This is a genomic window from Rhizobium sp. FKL33, assembly GCF_005222915.1.
Classification (GTDB): Bacteria; Pseudomonadota; Alphaproteobacteria; order Rhizobiales; family Rhizobiaceae; genus Rhizobium_E.
In genome coordinates this window covers 86,923-105,673 of the sequence record NZ_STFX01000017.1, presented here as the reverse complement: position 1 = coordinate 105,673, position 18,751 = coordinate 86,923, and the positions used below count along the sequence as shown (strand labels likewise).

At 64.2% G+C, this 18,751-nt stretch carries 19 protein-coding genes; 8 read left to right on the top strand and 11 right to left on the bottom strand.

The genetic code is table 11. From position 1 onward, the window contains the following. Window positions 1-295: 295 nt before the first annotated feature. The 5 genes from E8Q41_RS10570 to E8Q41_RS10550 all read right to left on the bottom strand — a co-directional run bounded on the left by E8Q41_RS10570 (window position 296) and on the right by E8Q41_RS10550 (window position 5,655). Entirely contained in the window at window positions 296-1,216 is a 921-nt protein-coding gene (locus tag E8Q41_RS10570) for an SMP-30/gluconolactonase/LRE family protein (protein ID WP_137155501.1), read from the bottom strand. 15 nt (window positions 1,217-1,231) lie between these two features. After that, the gene (locus E8Q41_RS10565; protein ID WP_137155500.1) at window positions 1,232-2,179 is read right to left on the bottom strand and encodes an ABC transporter permease; all 948 of its coding nucleotides are present in this window, start codon (window positions 2,177-2,179) and stop codon (window positions 1,232-1,234) included. Beyond that, entirely contained in the window at window positions 2,176-3,117 is a 942-nt protein-coding gene (locus tag E8Q41_RS10560) for an ABC transporter permease (RefSeq protein WP_137155508.1), read from the bottom strand. Before E8Q41_RS10560 ends, E8Q41_RS10565 begins: the two co-directional genes overlap by 4 nt. Beyond that, on the bottom strand, window positions 3,117-4,568 hold the full coding sequence (locus E8Q41_RS10555) for a sugar ABC transporter ATP-binding protein (RefSeq protein ID WP_246660155.1): 1,452 nt from the start codon (window positions 4,566-4,568) through the stop codon (window positions 3,117-3,119). Before E8Q41_RS10555 ends, E8Q41_RS10560 begins: the two co-directional genes overlap by 1 nt. A gap of 70 nt (window positions 4,569-4,638) precedes the next feature. Next, on the bottom strand, window positions 4,639-5,655 hold the full coding sequence (locus tag E8Q41_RS10550) for an ABC transporter substrate-binding protein (RefSeq protein WP_137155498.1): 1,017 nt from the start codon (window positions 5,653-5,655) through the stop codon (window positions 4,639-4,641). A gap of 274 nt (window positions 5,656-5,929) precedes the next feature. Here E8Q41_RS10550 and E8Q41_RS10545 point away from each other — a divergent pair, with 274 nt between their 5' ends. Together E8Q41_RS10545 and E8Q41_RS10540 are read left to right on the top strand one after the other, a co-directional pair. Then, window positions 5,930-7,153 (top strand): GAF domain-containing sensor histidine kinase, encoded by a 1,224-nt coding sequence (locus tag E8Q41_RS10545; RefSeq protein ID WP_137155497.1) that lies wholly within the window; start codon window positions 5,930-5,932, stop codon window positions 7,151-7,153. Further along, window positions 7,150-7,869, top strand: coding sequence for a response regulator transcription factor (locus tag E8Q41_RS10540; protein ID WP_137155496.1), 720 nt, complete (start codon window positions 7,150-7,152; stop codon window positions 7,867-7,869). Before E8Q41_RS10545 ends, E8Q41_RS10540 begins: the two co-directional genes overlap by 4 nt. Before the next feature lie 3 nt (window positions 7,870-7,872). Here the strand turns inward: E8Q41_RS10540 and E8Q41_RS10535 are convergent, their stop codons facing one another. From E8Q41_RS10535 to E8Q41_RS10525, 3 genes are read right to left on the bottom strand one after another with little or no spacing between them, the layout of a single operon-like run. Beyond that, entirely contained in the window at window positions 7,873-8,403 is a 531-nt protein-coding gene (locus E8Q41_RS10535) for a hypothetical protein (RefSeq protein ID WP_137155495.1), read from the bottom strand. 1 nt (window position 8,404) lies between these two features. Further along, window positions 8,405-9,442 (bottom strand): cyclopropane-fatty-acyl-phospholipid synthase family protein, encoded by a 1,038-nt coding sequence (locus E8Q41_RS10530; RefSeq protein WP_137155494.1) that lies wholly within the window; start codon window positions 9,440-9,442, stop codon window positions 8,405-8,407. Then, window positions 9,439-10,260, bottom strand: coding sequence for a DUF1295 domain-containing protein (locus tag E8Q41_RS10525; RefSeq protein WP_137155493.1), 822 nt, complete (start codon window positions 10,258-10,260; stop codon window positions 9,439-9,441). The genes E8Q41_RS10530 and E8Q41_RS10525 overlap by 4 nt, the downstream gene beginning before the upstream one ends. A gap of 183 nt (window positions 10,261-10,443) precedes the next feature. Between E8Q41_RS10525 and E8Q41_RS10520 the strand changes: the two genes are divergently transcribed. From E8Q41_RS10520 to E8Q41_RS10500, 5 genes are all read left to right on the top strand, one after another. Then, entirely contained in the window at window positions 10,444-11,805 is a 1,362-nt protein-coding gene (locus E8Q41_RS10520) for an NAD(P)/FAD-dependent oxidoreductase (RefSeq protein WP_137155492.1), read from the top strand. Next, on the top strand, window positions 11,802-12,596 hold the full coding sequence (locus E8Q41_RS10515) for a DUF1365 domain-containing protein (RefSeq protein ID WP_137155491.1): 795 nt from the start codon (window positions 11,802-11,804) through the stop codon (window positions 12,594-12,596). The genes E8Q41_RS10520 and E8Q41_RS10515 overlap by 4 nt, the downstream gene beginning before the upstream one ends. 49 nt (window positions 12,597-12,645) lie before the next feature. After that, window positions 12,646-13,020, top strand: a complete 375-nt coding sequence (locus E8Q41_RS10510; RefSeq protein ID WP_137155490.1) for a DUF2147 domain-containing protein — start codon at window positions 12,646-12,648, stop codon at window positions 13,018-13,020. 22 nt (window positions 13,021-13,042) lie between these two features. Continuing rightward, complete coding sequence (locus E8Q41_RS10505; protein WP_137155507.1) at window positions 13,043-13,450, top strand: DUF2177 family protein; 408 nt, start codon at window positions 13,043-13,045, stop codon at window positions 13,448-13,450. Between the two features lie 88 nt (window positions 13,451-13,538). Beyond that, window positions 13,539-14,249 carry a GDSL-type esterase/lipase family protein gene (locus tag E8Q41_RS10500; protein WP_170976441.1) on the top strand — a complete coding sequence of 237 codons (711 nt, stop codon included), beginning with the start codon at window positions 13,539-13,541 and terminating at the stop codon, window positions 14,247-14,249. Between the two features lie 16 nt (window positions 14,250-14,265). Here E8Q41_RS10500 and E8Q41_RS10495 read toward each other — a convergent pair whose 3' ends face one another. Together E8Q41_RS10495 and E8Q41_RS10490 are read right to left on the bottom strand one after the other, a co-directional pair. Beyond that, entirely contained in the window at window positions 14,266-15,798 is a 1,533-nt protein-coding gene (locus E8Q41_RS10495; RefSeq protein ID WP_137155488.1) for an altronate dehydratase family protein, read from the bottom strand. Window positions 15,799-15,916: 118 nt separating this feature from the next. Further along, complete coding sequence (locus E8Q41_RS10490) at window positions 15,917-16,819, bottom strand: DMT family transporter (RefSeq protein ID WP_137155487.1); 903 nt, start codon at window positions 16,817-16,819, stop codon at window positions 15,917-15,919. A 203-nt stretch (window positions 16,820-17,022) separates the two neighbouring features. On the opposite strand from E8Q41_RS10490, the gene moeB reads away from it, so the two are divergent. Next, window positions 17,023-17,778, top strand: coding sequence for a molybdopterin-synthase adenylyltransferase MoeB (gene moeB / locus E8Q41_RS10485; protein ID WP_137155486.1), 756 nt, complete (start codon window positions 17,023-17,025; stop codon window positions 17,776-17,778). A 6-nt stretch (window positions 17,779-17,784) separates the two neighbouring features. Here the strand turns inward: moeB and E8Q41_RS10480 are convergent, their stop codons facing one another. Beyond that, window positions 17,785-18,489: a Crp/Fnr family transcriptional regulator gene (locus E8Q41_RS10480; RefSeq protein WP_137155485.1), complete on the bottom strand. Its 705-nt coding sequence runs from the start codon at window positions 18,487-18,489 to the stop codon at window positions 17,785-17,787. Window positions 18,490-18,751: the final 262 nt, after the last annotated feature.

Genomic DNA, 18,751 nt, shown 5'->3' with positions numbered 1-18,751 from the left:
CCAGAACGCCGCGAAACGTCTGAAACCGAGTAGAATCAATGTCATGCGCCTTGTCCAGAAATTTAAACCGGACAGCAGTGGGACAAGCCCGAGCATGACGGCCGCGAGGGTTTTGTTCCATATGCGGTTGACGGCGTGCGCGGCCCCTCATCCGGCTGCCGCCACCTGCTCCCCGCGCCTGCGGGGAGAAGGGCGATGGAGCGCCGTCCTTGCCACATCCGCCTTCGCCCCGCATTGCGCGGCAGGGGGATGAGGGGCGGAGCAACAGGTCACCATTCAAAGAGTTAGAATATTCTTACGGATATTGCGCGCCTGATGTCGCCACATACACCGCATAGAGCGATCTGGTCGCGGTGATGAACAGCCTGTTGCGGCGAGGACCGCCGAAGCAGAGATTGGCCACCGTCTGCGGGATCAGGATTTTGCCGAGAAGATCGCCGTCCGGGCTGAAGCAATGCACGCCGTCTCCGGCGCTGGTCCAGACATTGCCGGCGACATCGACGCGGAAGCCGTCCGGCAGGCCCTTGTCGATATGACAAAAGACCCGGCCATTGGTGAGGCGCGCGCCGTCCTCGACATCGAACACCCTGATGATGCTGGGCGCGGTCGGATCATGGCTGATGGCGGAATCGGCGACATAGAGCCTGGTCTCGTCGGGCGAGAAGGCGAGGCCGTTGGGCTGCAGGAAGTCGTCGACGACCACGCTGATCACGCCCGTCGTCCCGTCGACGCGATAGACGTTGCGGGTCTCTTGTTCGGGGTCGGCGCGATAGCCCTCGTAATCCGACAGGATGCCGTAGGTGGGATCGGTGAACCAGATCGAGCCGTCCGATTTCACCACAACGTCATTGGGGGAATTGAGAGGCTTGCCGTTGTAGCGGTCGGCGATCGTGGTGATCGTGCCGTCCGGCTCGGTGCGGATGACGCGGCGGCCGCCATGTTCGCAGGAGACGAGCCGTCCCTGCCGATCGCGGGTGTTGCCGTTGACGAAATTGCTGTTGTCGCGAAACACCGACACGGTTCCATCAGGCGCATAGCGCAACAGGCGCTGATTGGGGATGTCGCTCCAGACCAGGCAGTTCTGATCGGCGAGCCAGACCGGGCCTTCGGCCCAGCGGCAGGCGGAATAGAGTTCGTCGAGTTCCGCAATGCCGACCGTCAGGAAGCGGAAACGGTCGTCATGGATTTCGTAGATGGACGGCTTGTCCGACGCCATAATGTCCCCCAGATGCTATCGCCGCTTCAATACGCCGCCGCTCGCGACCAGAATGACCGCGATGATGATGAGGCCGGTCAGGATCAGGCGCGCGCCGGCGCCGAACCCATAGGTGTTGAGCATGGAGACGACGAGGAACATGAAGAGCGACGCGCCCCAGATGCCCGGCACATTCGAATTGCCGCCCGCCACCGCCGTGCCGCCGATCACCACCACGGCGATCGACATCAAGAGATATTCCGCGCCCATGTTCAGCGCCGCGCCGCCCGAGAAGCTCGCGAGCAGGAAACCGGCGATCGAGGCCAGCACCGCACAGAGCACATAGGTGACGAAGCGCGCGCCATCGACCGGGATGCCGGCCATGCGGGCCGCGAAAGGGGATTGGCCGATCGCCGAGATCCAGCGGCCGTAAATGGTCTTTTCCAGCAACAGCCAGCCGAGGATGGTCAAGATCAGCGCCACGATCGCCACATTCGGAACGCCGCCGATGTCGGAGGTCGTGAAGGCGGCGAGACTGTCCGGCGGCTTGATGCGCAATCCGCGATTCGACCAGATCGCCGTCGATTGCACCACGAAACTCATCGACAGCGTGGCGATGATCGGCGGAATGCGCAGCGCCTTGATCAACGCGTAATTGGCCACACCGATGGCGAGGCCGCAGAGAATGGCGACGCCGAGACCCAACAGCATCGTGCCTTCGACGCCGTTCATAAATTTGAGCGACAGCGTGCCGGCGAGCGTCATCGTGGCGGGCACGGAGAGATCGGTATTGCCCGGACCGAGCGTGATGACGAACATCTGGCCGAGCCCGACGATCACCGAAAAGGCCGCGAATGTCAGCGCCGCCTGTCCCAAGCCGAAGGAACTCGCGCCGCCGGTGAACAGAACAGTGACGATGAACACCAGGATCGTGGCCAGGAAGGACCAGATCCAGGGACGGCGGATCAAGCCGAGCGCACTCATTGGCTTTTCTCCCGTTTTTCGGCGCGATTGAGCAGCAGGCGCAAGCCCAGCACGATGATGAGGATCGCGCCCTGCGCGCCGATCTGCCAGTCCGGCGAGATCCTGAGGAAGGAGAGGAACGAGCCGGCGAGCGTCAGCGTCAGCGCGCCGATCATCGCGCCCACGGGCGAGACGCGGCCGCCGACGAACTCGCCGCCGCCGAGAATGACGCCGGCGATGGACAGAAGCGTGTAGCGCAGCGCGATATTGGCGTCGGCCGAGGTGGTGAGCCCGACCAGCGCGATGCCGGAGAGAATGGCGAGCACGGCGGCGAGCGCATAGGCGCCGGCGCGGATGGAGATCACCGACCATCCCGAACGCGCCACCGAGCGGGCATTGCCGCCCACGCCGCGCACCAGCACGCCGAAGCTCGACTTCATCACCACGAGATGGGCGATGAGCGCGATCAGCAGGCTCGCCACGATCGCCATGGGAACCAGCGGCGGCTTCGACGTCATCAGCCAGCGGGCCCACTCCGGCGCGGAGCCGCCCGGCGCGGGCAGGATGAGAACCGCGAGCCCGCCCCAGACGAAGCTCATGCCGAGCGTCACCACGATGGCCGGCAGGTCGCGCAGGTGAATGATCACCCCGATCGCGGCGTAGACGGCGACGGCGCCCAGGAGAATGGCGATGCCCAGCACTGGCGACGTCTGCAGATAGGTGGCGGCGACGCAGGCTGCGAAGCTCACGAATGTGCCGATCGACAGGTCGAGATCATTGACCGCCATCACCATCATCTGCGCGAGCGTCGCCAGCGCGATCGGCACGGCGAGATTGAACAACAGGTTCAGCCCGACATAGCTCATGGCGCGGGGCTGCAGATAGAACACCGCCGCCAAGAGCGCCGCGAGCGACAGCGCCGGCACGATCTGGCGGATCGTATTGGCCGAAAGGCCCATCATGCGGCTTCTCCTTCGAATGAGGCGGTGAGCACATGTTCTTCGGTCACCTCGTCGCCGGTCAGCTCGGCGGCGATGCGTCCGTCGCGGAACACATAGACCCGGTCGCAGAGACAGATTTCATCCATCTCGGTCGAATACCAGATGAAGGTGCGACCGGCTTCGGCTTCACTGCGCAGGATGGAATAGACCTCCTGCTTGGTGCCGACATCGACGCCGCGCATGGGATCATCCATCAGCACGATGCGGGCCGGCGTCGCCAGAGCGCGGGCGAACAGCACTTTCTGCTGGTTGCCGCCGGACAGCGACAGGATGCCGTTGTCCATATCCGGCGTGCGGATTTCGATACGCTTCTTCCAGCTGTCGCCGACCGATCTTTCGCTGTTGGAATCGACGAAACTTGCTTTCGACAGGCCGCCGAGCGAAGCGATCGACAGGTTCTTGAGAATGCTCCAGAGCGGAAACGTGCCGTTCAGCGCCCGGTCGCCGGCGACGAAGGCGATGTCGCGACCGCGGCCCGGAATCCAGTCGCTGCTGAAGGCCTTGTGCAGTGAAAGCAGCATGTCGGTCTGGCCATGGCCGCCGAGGCCGGCGAGACCGATCACCTCACCGCGACTTGCCGAGAAGGGAATGGTCGAGCCGTGACGGGGCGCAAGCGAAATGACGGTGTCGGTTTTGGCGCGCTCGGCGCGAGCGCCGCGGGCATTGTCGCGCACCACGCTGCCCATGGCTTCGACCAGCGTGTTGACGGAAAACTCTTGCGTGGGACGGCTCGTCACCACGCGCCCATCCTTCATGACCACGATGCGGTTGGAGGCCTCGAAAATTTCGCCGAGAATATGCGAGATCAGCAGCACGGCGCCGCCTTCGGCCACGAAGCGCTTCACATAGGCCATCAGCTGCGCGGCGAGGCCGGCGTCGAGCGAGGAGGTCGGCTCATCGAGAATGACGAGGCGCGCCGGCTTGGAGACGCTGGTGAAGGCGATGGCGATTTCCACCATCTGCCGCTCGGCGATCGAGAGATCGCCGACAGCCGACGTGCAATCCACTGCATTGCCGGGGAATATGTCCGAGAGTTTCTCGCGCACCAGTGTAAGCGCCCGGCTACGCCAGTTCCAGCCGCCGAGATCGGCATGCATGACGCGAGTGTTTTCCGCGACCGTGAGATTGGGACAGAGCGACAGTTCCTGGAAGACGCAGCGCACGCCGTTATCGCGGGCTGCGGCGATGCCGCCGGCGCTGGCCGCGCCGTTATAAGCGAGTTCGCCCTCCTGCGGGGTCAGACCGCCATTGATGACATTGACGATCGTCGATTTGCCGGCGCCGTTATGGCCGACCAGGCCGAGACATTCACCCGGGCGGATGTCGAGATCGACGCCGTCGAGCGCGCGCACCGCGCCGAAATGAACCTTGACGCCTTTTGCGGCGACCACGGCGGGACGTTCGGCCATCATACTGATCCATTGACGAGAGACGGAAACGGCCCGGGCGTGGAGGCCCGAGCCGTGAGATAGCGACGCCTTACTTGGCGGCTTCGATCACCTTCTGGGCGTCGGCCTGGGAATATTCCACATTGGCGACGCCGCCCTTCTGGGTGTTGGCGAGGTTCTGCTCGAGATTGTCCTGGTCGATGCGCAGGAACGGCACGACGAGGTCCTTCTTCACTTCCTTGCCGTCGAGGATCTGCTGGGCGACCCAGAAGGCGAGCGTGGAGACGCCCGGCGCGATGGAGACCGACATGGTCTCATAGCCATTGGCGTCCTTGGCCTTCTTCCACCATTGCAGTTCGTCTTCGCGGTTGCCCATCACGATGATCGGCGTCTTGCGCTTGGCGGCTTCGAACGCCTGGGCGGCGCCATAGCCGTCGCCGCCCTGGGTCACCACAGCGGCGATTTCGGGCAGGCTTGGGAGGATGCCGGCCACCGCGCGCTGGGCCACGTCCTGCGCCCAGTCGCCATGCACGGAGCCGACGATCTTGAACTGCGGGAACTGCTTGACGCCGTCATGGATGCCCGCCGAGATCTCGTCATCGACGAAAACGCCGGCGAGGCCGCGGATTTCAAGCAGATTGCCGCCTTCCGGCAGGCGCTTGGAGAGATATTCGACCTGGCTGCGGCCCATTTCCTTGAAGTCGACGGCGATGCGCCAGGCGCAAGGCTCGGTCACGATGCCGTCGAAGGACACCACGGTGATGCCGGCGTCGCAGGCTTCCTTCACGGCGCCGTTGAGCGCGGTGGGCGAGGCGGCGTTGATCACGATCGCATCGTAACCCTGCAGGATCATGTTCTGGATCTGCGCGGCCTGTTCTGTGGCCTGGTTTTCAGCGGTGGTGAAGGGGTCGGCGGCTGCGACCACGCCGGCTTTGACGGCTTCCTTGGTCACCTTGTCCCAGCTCGTCAGCATCGCCTGACGCCAGGAATTGCCGGCGTAATTGTTGGAAAGCGCGATCTTCTTGCCCGACGTGTCGGCCGAGGCGGAAAGCGGCATTGCGGCGGACAGCATAGCGGCTGTCGCCAGGAGTAGCGTCCTGAACGTCATCATCTTCCTCCCTGTTGAACCGGCTCCTCTTGCCGGCTTCCGGCGCCGTCCTCCCGGCGTCCGAAATAGTTCTTGCACTGAGGCTGTCGCTCTCAGTAAAGCCATGATGGAGCATAAGCTGCGGCCTGTATAGGCGGTTCACGGCAGCGGCCTTGCGGGAAAACGCAGAAAATTTGCGGGATCCTGCAAGACGGATGCGCCCCCCGAGGCGCTATGTTCCGGCTGTTCGCAACCGGCGGGAGGAGAGACGCCGGATGCAGGGAGGATTTAAGCGATGCTCGACACGACGCCGCTGCTCGGCCAGTACCTGACCATATCGCGCCTGCTCGCCGGGCAGCTGGATTTCAGTTCGGCCATCCATGCGGTGGCGCAGGAAATCAGCCATATCATCCCGCATGATCACATGGATGTCTGCATCACCACGCCGGACGGTCTGTTTCACACGGCTTACGAAAGCGGGTTCGAGACCGACTGGGGACGCCGGCCGCCGGCGCCGCTCGACGGCAGCCCGATCCGCAGCCTGCTGTTCGGCGAAGTCGACATGCTGCTGACCGATGACGCCTGCGCCGATCCGCGCTTTCATTTCGAAGGCGCCTTCGACGGGCCGATCCTCGAAGCGGGGCTGAAGAGCCGGCTGCATGTGCCGCTCAAAGTTCGCGGCGACATCATCGGCGTCTTCTCCTGTTCGAGCCTGCAGGCCGGGCTCTATAGCGCCGCCGATGTCGAAAAGGCCCGCGCCATCGCCGATCTGCTCGCGCCCTATTTCTTTGCGCTGCGCGCCGCCGAACAGGCCAAGCGCTCGGCGATCGTCGAGGCGGAGGCCCGCGCCCGCGAAGAGGGACTGCGCCAGGGCGCGCTGAAACTCACCGAGGCGCTGGAGGCAGAACGCCAGCGCATCGGCATGGACCTGCATGACCAGACGCTCGCCGATCTCACCCGGCTCGCCCGCCGGATGGAGCAGTTGACCCGCCAGCCCGACGTCGCGGGCGAGGCGCTCGAGCCGTTGTTTCGCGGTCTGCAGCATTGCATGCAGGATCTCCGCGAAATCATCGAAACGGCGCGGCCGACCGTGCTGCAGTTGTTCGGCTTTGCGCAGGCGGTGGAGAACCATCTCGACCGCTCGACGCGCGACAGCGGGCTTGCCATTCACTGGGAGCTGATCGAGGATTCGCCCGGCGCGATCGACGCGCTCGACCAGCCGGTCGCCACTGCGCTGTTCCGCATCGCCCAGGAGGCGATCAACAACGCCATCCGCCATGCGCATGCCGACCGGATCACGGTCAGGCTGCGCCGCACCAGCCGCGCGCTGATCATCGAGGTGCGCGACAATGGCGTCGGCATTCCCCCCGCCGCCAAACGCAGCGGCGCGGGCATCGACAATATGCGCACCCGCGCCCGGCTGATCTCGGCGCGCTTCGAGATCATGCGCAATCGCGACAATCGCGGCTCGACCGTGCAGGTCAGCCTGCCGCTCGCCGCTCCGGAGACGGTGGCATGAAGGTCCTGATCGTCGAGGATGATCCGCTGCACCGGTCCTATCTGCATGAGGCGGTGCGCTCGGCGCTGCCGGAATGCGAACAGGTGCTGGAAGCCGAGAACGGCGGCGCCGGCGAAAAGCTCGCCCGCGAAAACAAATCCGCCCATGTGGTGATGGATCTGCAGATGAGCGCCCGCAACGGCATCGAGGCGGCGCGGACCATCTGGAAGGAGCGGCCCGACACCCGCATCCTGTTCTGGTCGAACTATGCCGACGAGGCCTATGTGCGCGGCGTCTCCCGCATCGTGCCGCCCGGCGCGGCCTATGGCTATGTGCTGAAATCGGCCTCCGACGACCGGTTGAAACTGGCGCTGCGCAGCATCTTCATCGAGAGCCAATGCGTGATCGACCGCGAAGTGCGCGGGCTGCAGCAGAAGAGCCTCGGCCACGCCAACGGCTTCACCGACAGCGAATATGAGGTGCTGATGGACATCGCGCTGGGGCTGACCGACCGCGCCATCGCCAAACGGCGCAATCTCTCGCTGCGCTCCGTGCAGAACCGGCTGCAGCAACTCTATGAGAAGCTCGACGTCTACCAGCCGATGACCGACAGCGAGGAAAGCCGCTTCAATCTCCGCGCCCGCGCCGTCACCGTCGCCTTCCTGCGCAAGCTCCTGAATTATTCGGCTTTGGAACGCGCCGAAGCCGAGCTTGCCGAGTGGCTCGCCACGCGCTGAACATCAGGCCCGGTTCGGATAGCGCAGCGCCAAGAAGGCGGTCAGGCCGGCCACCGCAAAGATGTTGATGTTGCGGAGCGTTGCGATCTGCTCTTCCGTCCAGGGATAGAGCGGCCCGCCGGTGCGGCCATGGAAAAGGACGAAGGCGACGAACAGGGCGATCGCCAGCCCGCGCTTGATGAGCGCCTCGCTCTGCCGGAAGGAGAGCGCGATGATCATCATGCAGGCGACGAGGAACAGTTCCGTTGCTGACGCAGCGCCAAAAAGGTAAGTCTCCGCAATCGTATCGATCGAGCCGGCGATCGGCAGGGCGATCCGCGCATGGAGGCCGTTGCGCCTGGAAAGCCAGATCACCAGCGCAAAAAGTGGCGCTCCGAGCATGGTCAGGCAGGAGGTCAATGTCCCCTCGCCGACGAACCACCAGACATAGAGCGGGTAAAACGGCTTGTTGAGCAGGATCACCCAGGCGACGGTGACGCTCGCCTGGGTCAGCGCCGCGTCGTCAGGCGCGCTCGCTTGTTGCGGCAGAGCCATGTCAGGCGCTCGCCCGGACCGGCTTCAGCCGGTAATGGCCCACGCCCCATTCATCGCCGCCCGCATGGCCGAACAGGCCGGCGGTCGCCAGGAAGAACAACCGCCAGCGACGCTTCCAGAGATTGGCGTCGGCGCCATAGACGTCGCGGAAGATCGTATCGATGCGGGTGGAATGCGCGTCGAAATTCTCCAGCCAATGCAGCGCGGTGCGGCGATAATGCATGCCCGACCAGCGCCATTCCTCATCGATCTCGAACAGGTCGGAAAAGCGCTTGGGCAGATCATGCGCCGGCATGATGCCGCCTGTGAAGAAATGCTGGGCGATCCAGTCGGCCGGATCGTTGTGGTCGAAGCGGTAGGAGCGGGACTTGTGGGTGAAGACATGTAGGAACAGCCGACCATCCGGCTTCAGCCAGCCGCGCACCCGTTCCAGAAGCGCCTGCCAGTTGGACATGTGCTCGAACATTTCCACCGAGACGACCCGGTCATAGCCGCCGTCTGGAGAAAATTCGTTCATGTCCTTGGTGATGACAGTGAGGTTTTTGAGACCCAGCGCCTCGATCCGGCTTTCGATATAGGCGCGCTGCGTGCGCGAGTTGGAGACGGCGGTAATGCGCGAATTGGGGAAGTGTTCCGCCATGTAGAGCGACAGAGACCCCCAGCCGCAGCCGAGTTCAAGGATCTCCTGCCCATCCTGGAGATCGGCGTGCCGTGCGGTCTCGGCGAGCGCGGCGATTTCCGCCTCGGCCAGCGTGGTCGTCTCCATCGGATAGAAACAGCTCGAATATTTCCGCCGCGGACCGAGCGCCAGCTCGAAGAATTCCGAGGGCACCTCGTAATGCTGCTCATTGGCTTCGCCGGTATGGGTGGCGACGGGGTAATACTTCATCGAGGCGGCGAAGGCTTCCTCGTCGCTGGCAGGCGTTTCCGCCAGCCTGCGCTTGGTGCGGCCACAGAGAAAATCGATGCCGGCCAACGTGACCGAGTCCGGAAGGGCGACGCGTTCGGCGGCATTGATGGCGAGAGCAATCAGGTTCATGAGCGGACTTCCTTGATGACGGCTTGAGACTGGGTGCGGCGGGGACCGGGAAAAAAGGCGTTGACGCGGGCCTGCAGGGAACGGAAGGCCTCGCCGCGCGAGCGCAGCATATGGGCCTCCAACGGCGGGATGCCCGAGACATGCACCAGCAGCCAATACATCAGCGCCGGCGCGGCGAGCGCTGTCAGCCCGAGCGGGTGGCCGCCGGCGACATCAAGCGCCAGCAGCGGCCAGGCGCACCAGCCCAGCCATTCGAAGAAATAGTTGGGATGCCGGGAATAAGCCCAGAGCCCGGCCTCGCAGATCCTGCCCTTGCCGCGGTTGGCGGCGCGAAACCGGGTCAACTGCCAGTCCGACAGGGCTTCGCCTGCAATCGCGATCACCGCGACGGCAAGAGCGATCATGTCGAGAAGACCGAATTCAGCCGGGTTGGCCGCCGCCGCGTAAACGGCGAGCGCCAGAACCAAAGCGCAGACCGCCTGAACCTGCAGAAACAGGAACAATCGCAAGCCGGCGCGGTCGCCCCATTCGTCGATCAATGCCTGATAACGCGGGTCTTCGCCGGCGCCGCGCGTCCGCATGGCGATGTGCAGGCCGAGCCGCAGCGACCACAGCCCGACTACGCCGAGCGCCAGCCAGCGTCGCGTCCCGTCGCCGCCCTCGGCGATCAGCGCGGCAGTGACGCCGCCGATGCCGACGGCGAAGGACCAGATCGAATCGATCCAGCCGCTCGATCCCGTCTTGCGTTGGGCGGCCCAGGCCAGCGCCATCAACGCGCTCATCAGGATCGCCAGGAGTATCACGCCGCTGAAAGTCATTGTCCGCCTCATCAGGCTGATGGGTTTCGTCGGAGATAGGTACGCAGCCCCGCGGCGCTTGGTTCTCTTCCCCTGCCTTTCCGACCTCATCGCGGATTTCTCTGAAAAATTCGCCTGCGATGAAACTGTCGCGCAAGCCGCTGCGTAGAGATTGGCGTTGCATGACAAGGGAGCGCAGACCTCATGGCCTTTATGGAACGACGCCTCGGCGAACGACCGCTGGAGATCGCAGTGATCGGAACCGGCATTTCGGGGCTTTCGGCCGCATGGCTGCTCTCCCATCGCCACAGCGTCACGGTTTATGAGGCGGCCGACCGCGTCGGCGGCCATAGCAACACGGTAGAATTCGAACACGCCGGACAACGCGTCGCCGTCGACACCGGTTTCATCGTCTATAACGAACGCACCTATCCCAATCTGACCGCGCTGTTCAAAACGCTCGACGCGCCGAATGTCGAAACCGACATGTCCTTCGCCGTATCGATGAACCACGGCGCCTTCGAATATTCTGGAACCGACGCCTTCCGACTGTTCGCCCAGCCGTCCAATGCGTTCAAGCCGCGCTATTGGCGCATGCTGGCCGACATCCTGCGCTTCTACCGCAACGCGCCGCGCGACCTGCCCGAAATGGGCGACATCACGCTCGACGCCTATCTCGAGCGCAACGGCTATAGCCGCAGCTTCCGCGAGGATCACCTCTATCCCATGGCGGCTGCGATCTGGTCGACGCCAGCGCTCGATGTCGGCGATTATCCCGCCGCCTCCTTCGTGCGCTTCTGCAGCAATCACGGTCTTCTCAATGTCGTCAACCGTCCGAAATGGCGGACCGTGAAGGGCGGCAGCCGCGAATATGTCTCGCGCCTCAGCGCCCGCTTCGCCGACCGCATCCTCACCTCCACACCGGTCGCCTCGATCAAGCGTCTCGGCGGCGCAGTCGAAATCCGCGACGCTCGCGGCGGCGTCCGCCGCTTCGACGACGTGGTGGTGGCGACGCATGCCGATCAGGCGCTCTCCATGCTCGCCGATCCCAGCGAGGACGAACGTCGCCTGCTCGGCGCCTTCCGCTATTCGCGCAACGAGGCCGTTCTGCATTCCGACCCGAACCTGATGCCGAAACGCCGCTTCGCCTGGTCGGCCTGGAATTACCTGGCCGACAGCCATGACGGTCAGCGCTCGCTTTCCGTCACCTATTGGATGAACAAGCTGCAGCCGCTTGGGGAGGCGCCGCCGACCTTCGTCACGCTCAACCCCTGCCGTGAGCCGCGTTCCGGCAGCGTGCATGTCCGCCAAACCTACGAACATCCTATCTTCGATGTCGGCACGCAGCGCGCCCAACAGGAACTCTGGTCGTTGCAGGGCCATGGCAACACCTGGTTCTGCGGCGCCCATTTCGGAGCGGGCTTCCATGAGGACGGCTTGCAGGCAGGTCTTGCGGTCGCCGAAGATCTCGGCGGTCTCCGGCGCCCCTGGCAGGTGCAGGCGGAATCGGCCCGCATCGTGCGCAGGCCGCTGGCGCTGCCGATCAGGACGGAGGCGATGGCGTGACGGCTTTTCGCTCGGCGCTCTTTCCTGGCCATGTCACGCATCTGCGCGTCAAGCCGCGCCGGCACAGCCTCGCCTATCGGATCTACTCGCTGCTCATCGACCTCGACGAGCTCGAGACGCTCGACAAAGGGCTGATATTCTTCTCCGTCGACCGCTTCAACCTGTTTTCCTTCCGAAGAAAGGACCGCGGCGATCGGTCGGGGCGCGATCTGCGCGGACAGGTGGAAGACGCTATGCGGCTCTGCGGCGTCGAACCGGACGGCGGACGCATCACGCTTCTGACCATGCCTCGTCTACTGGGCTGGGCCTTCAATCCGCTCAGCATCTTCTTCTGCTATCGCGCGGATGGCGCACTGGCCGCAATCCTCTGGGAGGTCGACAACACGTTCGGCCAGCGCCACGCCTATATCATCCCGGTCCATGGCGACGCCTCCGGCGAGATCGAGCAGAGCTGCGACAAGGCTTTTTATGTCTCGCCCTTCATGGACATGGATCTGAAATACCGCTTCCGCGTTATGCCTCCAGACGAGCGTCTCGCGGTCAAGATCGACGTGTCGGATGCGGAGGGCCTGGTGTTGACCGCCCGGCATCTGGCGAAACGCACGGAACTGACCGACGCGGCGCTTCTGAAGGCCTTCTTCATGATCCCGCTTCTCACGCTGCGCGTGGTCGGCGGCATCCACTGGGAGGCGTTGAAGATCTGGCTGAAAGGCGTTCGCCTGCGTCCGCGCCCTGCCCCGCCGAGCGACGCCGTTTCGGTGGGCGACCTGCCGGCGCAGCCCGCGGAGTGATCCGCCCATGCGCATGCCGTCGTATCTGCGACCAAAGAGGAGAAGCGTCATGAAAGCATTGATTTCGACCCTTGTCGCGCTTGCCGCCATGAGCGCGTCCGCCCATGCGGCCGATGACCAGTTGTTTGGAGACTGGGCCCGCGGCGACGGCAAGGCGCGCGTCAAGATCGTTCGCTGCGGCGGCGATCTCTGCGCCATCAACACCTGGATCAAGCCGGGCACCAAGGACGAGAAGGCCGGCGACAGGTTGGTGATGAGCGTCAAGCCGACCGGCCCCGGCAAACTGTCCGGCACCGCCTTCGACCCGCAGCGCGACCGCAGCTACCGCATCAATCTCACCGTCAACGAGACGTCCATGACCACGGAAGGCTGCATTCTCGGCGGTCTCCTGTGCAAGGGCGTCGGCTGGACGCGCATCAACTGAGGATCCCATGGCCACCCTGTCGATCAAGACCGCCGCCGTCGCCTATTTCTCCACCGGCATCGCCTTCGCGGTGATCGACGCCATCTGGCTTTCCACCATGACGAGCCGGCTCTACCGGCCCGTCATGGGCGACATGCTGGCCGACCAGTTCCGTCTCGGCCCGGCGATCGCGTTTTACCTGATCTTCATCGCCGCTCTGGTGTTTTTCGCCATCCGCCCGGCGCTTGCCGCCGGCGACTGGAAAGTGGCGCTGCTGCATGGCGCCTTCTTCGGCTTTGCCGCCTACGCCACCTATGACCTCACCAATCAGGCGGTGCTGCGCAACTGGTCAACGCTGCTGACCATCGCCGATCTCTTCTGGGGCACGGTCTTGTCTGCGTCATCAGCAGTCATCGGCTACAAGGCGACGCGCCTGTTGACGGGCGGTTGAGCCTCTTGCGAAACGCCTGCGTCCGATCCATCTTTCGCACATGCGAAAGATCCTGTCCCGTCTGCCAAACCCGCTGAAAAAAGCGCTGTTGTCCGCCCTTGTCTGGCTTGCGGCAGCGGGCGGAGCATTGGCCGGCGAGCGCGCCTGCGATCCCTATGCGATCAGGGTGGCGACCGATCCCGTGCCCTATCAATGGCCGCATGGGCTCAAACGCGCCGACGACCTGCTCGCCAATCCGCCCGGGCGCGCCGATATCGTGCTGATCGGCGATTCCCTGCTCGCCAACTGGCCCGGGGATCAGATCCGCCGGCAATTCGGCACTCGACAAGTGTGGAACGCGGCCATTGGCGGGGCGATGACCCAGCATGCTCTGTGGCTGCTGAACCGCCTCGAAGGGCGCGCGCCAAAGGCGGATCGCGTCATCCTGCTCGTCGGCACCAACAATCTCACGCATGACTATATGCCGCCCTGCGCGATTGCCGCCGGCATTGAGGCCGTGGCCGAAAAGGCGCTGGCGATCTGGCCGAAGGCGCGGCTCGATCTCGTCGCCGTGCCGCCGCGCGGATCCGATTTCCGTTTCCGCGACGCCGACCGCAAGGCGCTCAACGCCGGGTTGGCCGCCTGGGCCGCCGGTCGCTCACGCCTACGCTATATCGAGATCGACGCGCTCAAGCTGACCTGCGGCGGCGACCGGGCGACATCAGCCGAGGCGCGTCCGGCCTGCGGCAACTATGCCGACGACTACGGCCATTTCCGCCGCGCCGGTTATGAAGTGATCTTCTCGGCTCTCGCGCGCTGAGCGCCGGCTTTGACGCTCAGGTAATCGCGCCCACCTGCCAGGGCACGAATTCGTTGTCGCCATAATCGTAGATCTCGCTGGAGGTCTTCTTGCCCGAGGCGACGGCGATGATGTCTTCGAAGATCCGCAAACCCGCAGCCTCGATCGTGTCCTCGCCGGTGACGATCGCGCCGCAATTGATGTCCATGTCTTCCTCCATGTGGTCATACATGTCGGTGTTGGTGGCGATCTTGATGCAGGGAGCGGGCTTGAAGCCGGAGACGGAGCCGCGGCCGGTGGTGAAACAGATGACATTGCAGCCGCCGGCGACCTGGCCGGTGACCGCGGCTGGGTCATAGCCGGGCGTATCCATGAAGACGAAGCCGGATTCGGTGACCGGTTCGGCATATTCATAGACCGCCTTCAGCGGCATCGAACCGCCCTTGGCGACTGCGCCCAGCGACTTTTCGAGAATCGTGGTCAGGCCGCCCTGCTTGTTGCCGTAGGACGGATTGTTGTTGAGTTCGTCACCATTGCGCGCCGTGTAATCGCGCCACCAGTCGATGCGGTCGAGCAGCTTCCTGGCGACGTCGGGGCTGACGGCGCGGCGGGTGAGCAGATGTTCGGCGCCGTAGATCTCAGGCGTCTCGGCCAGCACCGAGGTCGCGCCATGGCGGACCAGAAGGTCGGAGGCGACGCCGAGGGCCGGATTGGCGGAGATGCCGGAATAACCGTCCGAGCCGCCGCATTCCAGCGCCAGTTTCAGGCCCGACAGCGGCTGTTCGGTGCGCACCGCCTGGTTCACGGTCGGCAGCATTTCCTTGATGATCTCGATCGCCGTTTCGATGGTCTTGCGGGTGCCGCCGGTCTGCTGGATGGTCATGGTGCGCAGCAGCGCCCCCTCGGCGATCTGGTAGTGCTCGAGGATCGGAGCGATCTGGTTGGTCTCGCAACCGAGCCCGATCAGCAGCACGCCGCCGAAATTGGGATGGCGGGCATAACCCTGGATGGTGCGGGTGAGAATGCGATAGCCTTCGGACTTGGTGTTGATCGCGCAACCGCCGCCATGGGTGAGCGCGACGACGCCATCGACATTGCCGAAGCCTTCGAGCCCGCCCATGCGGTTGAAATGATCGGCGATGTAACGCGACACCGTGGCGGAACAGTTCACCGAGGAAATGACGCCGATATAATTGCGGGTGCCGACATGGCCGCCGCCGCGATCGAAGCCCATGAAGGTGCGACGCTCGGCGACCGGCAGCAGATCTTCTGTGAGCGCGCCTGCGCCCATCTGGTAATCATGCTCGGAGGGGACCATGGCCAGATTGTGCAGGTGGATATGCTCGCCGGGCGCAATATCGGCGGTGGCGACGCCGATCACCTGGCCGAATTTCAGCACTTCCTGCCCGGCCCTGATGGCTTTCAGCGCCACTTTATGGCCGCGACCGATGAAGTCCTTCGCCAGGAGATCCTGATAGCCGGTTGCTTCGCCCTTGCCGATCTTGACCCGGGCCACGCCGACATCGTCGAGCGGGTTGAGAATGATGATGGGCGCCGATGCCGAGGTCATGGCGACTCCTCCCTGTTTTTTGTCCATAGAAGACAATTAGATCCGGAGGGTCGCGCGTCAAGGCCGGCGCAGCCGCACAGGCGCTTGTTTTTATTGTTCTATTCAATACAGGAAATCATCACTCCGGCACAGAGGGCAACACCGTTTCGGTCTTTTTCAGCCGCTGCTCCCGGAAGAAGATGAACAGGCCCGAGGCGACGATGAGAGCGGCGCCCAGCATCATCGGCAGCGTCGGCGTGTCGCCGAACACCAGCCAGCCGAACACGATCGCCCAGAACAGCAGCGTGTATTGCAGCGGGGCGACGGTGGCGGCGGGCGCGATCTTCAACGAATAGGTCATCAGCATATGGGCGAGCATGGCGACGACGCCGAGAAGCGCCATCCAGAGCAGGTCGAACGGCGTCGGCGTCACCCAGTCGAACGGCAGCGTCGCGGCGCCGGCGATCGTCGCCCCCGCCATCTGCCAGAACACCAGCACGGTGCCCGAGGTGTTGCGCAGGAAGCGGCCGAGCATCAGCATGACCGAGAAGAACATGGTGCCGACGATGGAGATGATCGCCGGCATGGTGAACATGGCGCTCGACGGATTGAGCGCGACGAGCACGCCCGAGAAGCCGATGGCGATGGCCAGCCAGCGCCGCCAGCCGACATGTTCGCCGAGAAACAGCGGCGAGAGCGCGGCGATATAGATCGGCGCGGCCAGCCAATAGGTCATGACATCGGCGAGCGGCAGATAGGAGACAGCGAGATAGAAGGCGAAGACTTCCGCGGTGGCGAGCGATGCCCGGAGGATCTGCAGGCCGGGCCGCTCGACATTCACGACCTGACGAAAGCCGCTGCGCCATAAAAAGGGCAGGAGCACCAGCACGGCGGCGAGACTGCGCAGGAACAGCAGTTGGCCGACCGAATAGGTGGCGACCAGCCATTTGCCCATCACGTCATTGATGGAGAACATCAGCATGCCCAGGAGCATGGCGGCGACTGCGGTGGCCGTGACGGCCTGCGGGCGGGGAAGCGACATGAAAAACGCCTTTCGGGATCATCAGTCCATGCTGTCGATCCCGGCAAAAGGCAAGCCGCGACCGACATAAGCGAGAAATAAATCTCCGCAGGTCGCGCTGAGATGATCGTTCCTTGATTTTCCTGCGCTTTTCTTGTTGACGCGACGCCCTCCCCGCGCTTGTTAACAGGCTCGAATTTAATCGCGCCCGACCTGAGACCGATATGACAGACGATCCGCTTTCAACCGCCGAAATCGAGCGCTACCAGCGCCATATCCTGCTGCCTGAGATCGGCGGCCAGGGGCAGCAGAAGCTGAAGGCGGCGGCGGTTCTGGTGATCGGCGCAGGCGGGCTCGGCTCGCCCGTCATCGAATATCTCGCGGGCGCGGGCGTCGGCACGATCGGCATCGTCGACGACGACCGGGTGTCGCTCTCCAATCTGCAGCGGCAGGTGATCCACGGCACGGACAAGGTGGGGGAGAAGAAGACCCGGAGCGCGGCGGCGCGCGTGCGCGAGATCAATCCGCATGTGGCCGTCAACCGGCATGAGACGCGGTTTAACGCCGACAGCGCGCCGGGACTGGTGTTCGGCTACGACCTGATGATCGACGGATCCGACAATATAGACACGCGCTACTGCGCCGCCGACGCCGCCGAACGCGCCGGCGTGCCGCTGGTGTCGGGCGCGGTGGGCCGCTTCGACGGATCCGTGACCGTGCTCGCCCCGCATCTCACCGGCGCCGACGGCAAGCCCAATCCGCGCTATGCCGATCTTTTCCCCGAACGGCCGCCCGAGGGCATGCTTCCGGTCTGCGCCGAAACCGGCGTGATCGGCGCGCTGACCGGCGTCATCGGCACGTTGATGGCGATGGAGGCGATCAAGCTTCTGACCGGAACGGGCGAACCGCTGATCGGGCGGCTCCTGCTTTATGATGCGCTGGCCGCCCGGTTCGACACGATCCGCTACAGACGGAAGTAGCCGACCTCAATCCCCGTCCGGTTCGGCCACGGCGCGGAGCTTGCGGGTGCGCAGGAGTATGGCTGCGCCCTTGCGCTCGATGGCGCCCTTCTCTTCCAGCGACAGGATGGCGCGGTTGATCTTCGGCCGGGAGGCCCCGACGACGCTGGCGATTTCCGATTGCGACAGGCCGATCTTCAGCGTCGCCTCCTCAGGCGGCTCCTCGCCGAGCACCTGGCGCATGGTCAGGAGGAAGAAGCGGGCGACGCGGGAATCGAGATCGTAAAGCGCCAGCGTTTCCAGCTGCTCGTTGGTCTCGCGCAGACGGCGGCAGAGAAAGCGCATGACCGCCTGCATGGCGGCGGGGGTCTTGGCGAGGAAGGCTGAGAAATCTCCCTTGGAAATGACATAGCCTTCGGTCGCCACCGACGCGGTCGCATCCGCCGACCGGGGCTCGCCGTCGATGACGGCCATTTCCCCGAGCAGACCGCCTTCCTCCATATGCCGGAGCGTCAGTTCGCGGCCTTGCGGCGTGATGAGCGACAGCTTGATGCGGCCCGATGCGACGAGGATCATGTAATCGCCGGGGTCGCCGCGCTGGAAGATGACCGCCCCCGCCGTCCATCTGCGTTGCTGGGCAAGGCTGCGCACCTCCTCGATCAGAGCAGCGGTGAACTCTTCGAAGATCGGGAAGGATCGCCAGAAGGCGACGCTTTTGGGACTTTCGGCCATGCGGGGCTCCGTTGATGCTGGCGAGGGGCGCCGCACCGCGGACGCCGGAGGAAATTACTTATGGTTTACAATGGTTTTACAAGGTCTTGCGCGATTCTCTGTTAGAGGCGCCGAATTAACCGAAGCTTTACCACTTCGCTTTGTTTTAGCCGTCTCCGATGAACCTTTCCAGCCGATTTACCTTTTAGGGAGCTTTTGCCGACATAGGATCATGCTGTCTCGGAATGGGCCATGAAGGCCTCTTGAGTGATGGGGCATGGAG

Coding starts and splice junctions, on each gene's coding strand:
- E8Q41_RS10570 (WP_137155501.1), bottom strand. CDS start 1,216: ATGGCGTCGGACAAGCCGTCCATCTACGAAATCCATGACGACCGTTTC.
- E8Q41_RS10565 (WP_137155500.1), bottom strand. CDS start 2,179: ATGAGTGCGCTCGGCTTGATCCGCCGTCCCTGGATCTGGTCCTTCCTG.
- E8Q41_RS10560 (WP_137155508.1), bottom strand. CDS start 3,117: ATGGGCCTTTCGGCCAATACGATCCGCCAGATCGTGCCGGCGCTGTCG.
- E8Q41_RS10555 (WP_246660155.1), bottom strand. CDS start 4,568: ATGGCCGAACGTCCCGCCGTGGTCGCCGCAAAAGGCGTCAAGGTTCAT.
- E8Q41_RS10550 (WP_137155498.1), bottom strand. CDS start 5,655: ATGACGTTCAGGACGCTACTCCTGGCGACAGCCGCTATGCTGTCCGCC.
- E8Q41_RS10545 (WP_137155497.1), top strand. CDS start 5,930: ATGCTCGACACGACGCCGCTGCTCGGCCAGTACCTGACCATATCGCGC.
- E8Q41_RS10540 (WP_137155496.1), top strand. CDS start 7,150: ATGAAGGTCCTGATCGTCGAGGATGATCCGCTGCACCGGTCCTATCTG.
- E8Q41_RS10535 (WP_137155495.1), bottom strand. CDS start 8,403: ATGGCTCTGCCGCAACAAGCGAGCGCGCCTGACGACGCGGCGCTGACC.
- E8Q41_RS10530 (WP_137155494.1), bottom strand. CDS start 9,442: ATGAACCTGATTGCTCTCGCCATCAATGCCGCCGAACGCGTCGCCCTT.
- E8Q41_RS10525 (WP_137155493.1), bottom strand. CDS start 10,260: ATGACTTTCAGCGGCGTGATACTCCTGGCGATCCTGATGAGCGCGTTG.
- E8Q41_RS10520 (WP_137155492.1), top strand. CDS start 10,444: ATGGCCTTTATGGAACGACGCCTCGGCGAACGACCGCTGGAGATCGCA.
- E8Q41_RS10510 (WP_137155490.1), top strand. CDS start 12,646: ATGAAAGCATTGATTTCGACCCTTGTCGCGCTTGCCGCCATGAGCGCG.
- E8Q41_RS10495 (WP_137155488.1), bottom strand. CDS start 15,798: ATGACCTCGGCATCGGCGCCCATCATCATTCTCAACCCGCTCGACGAT.
- E8Q41_RS10490 (WP_137155487.1), bottom strand. CDS start 16,819: ATGTCGCTTCCCCGCCCGCAGGCCGTCACGGCCACCGCAGTCGCCGCC.
- moeB (WP_137155486.1), top strand. CDS start 17,023: ATGACAGACGATCCGCTTTCAACCGCCGAAATCGAGCGCTACCAGCGC.
- E8Q41_RS10480 (WP_137155485.1), bottom strand. CDS start 18,489: ATGGCCGAAAGTCCCAAAAGCGTCGCCTTCTGGCGATCCTTCCCGATC.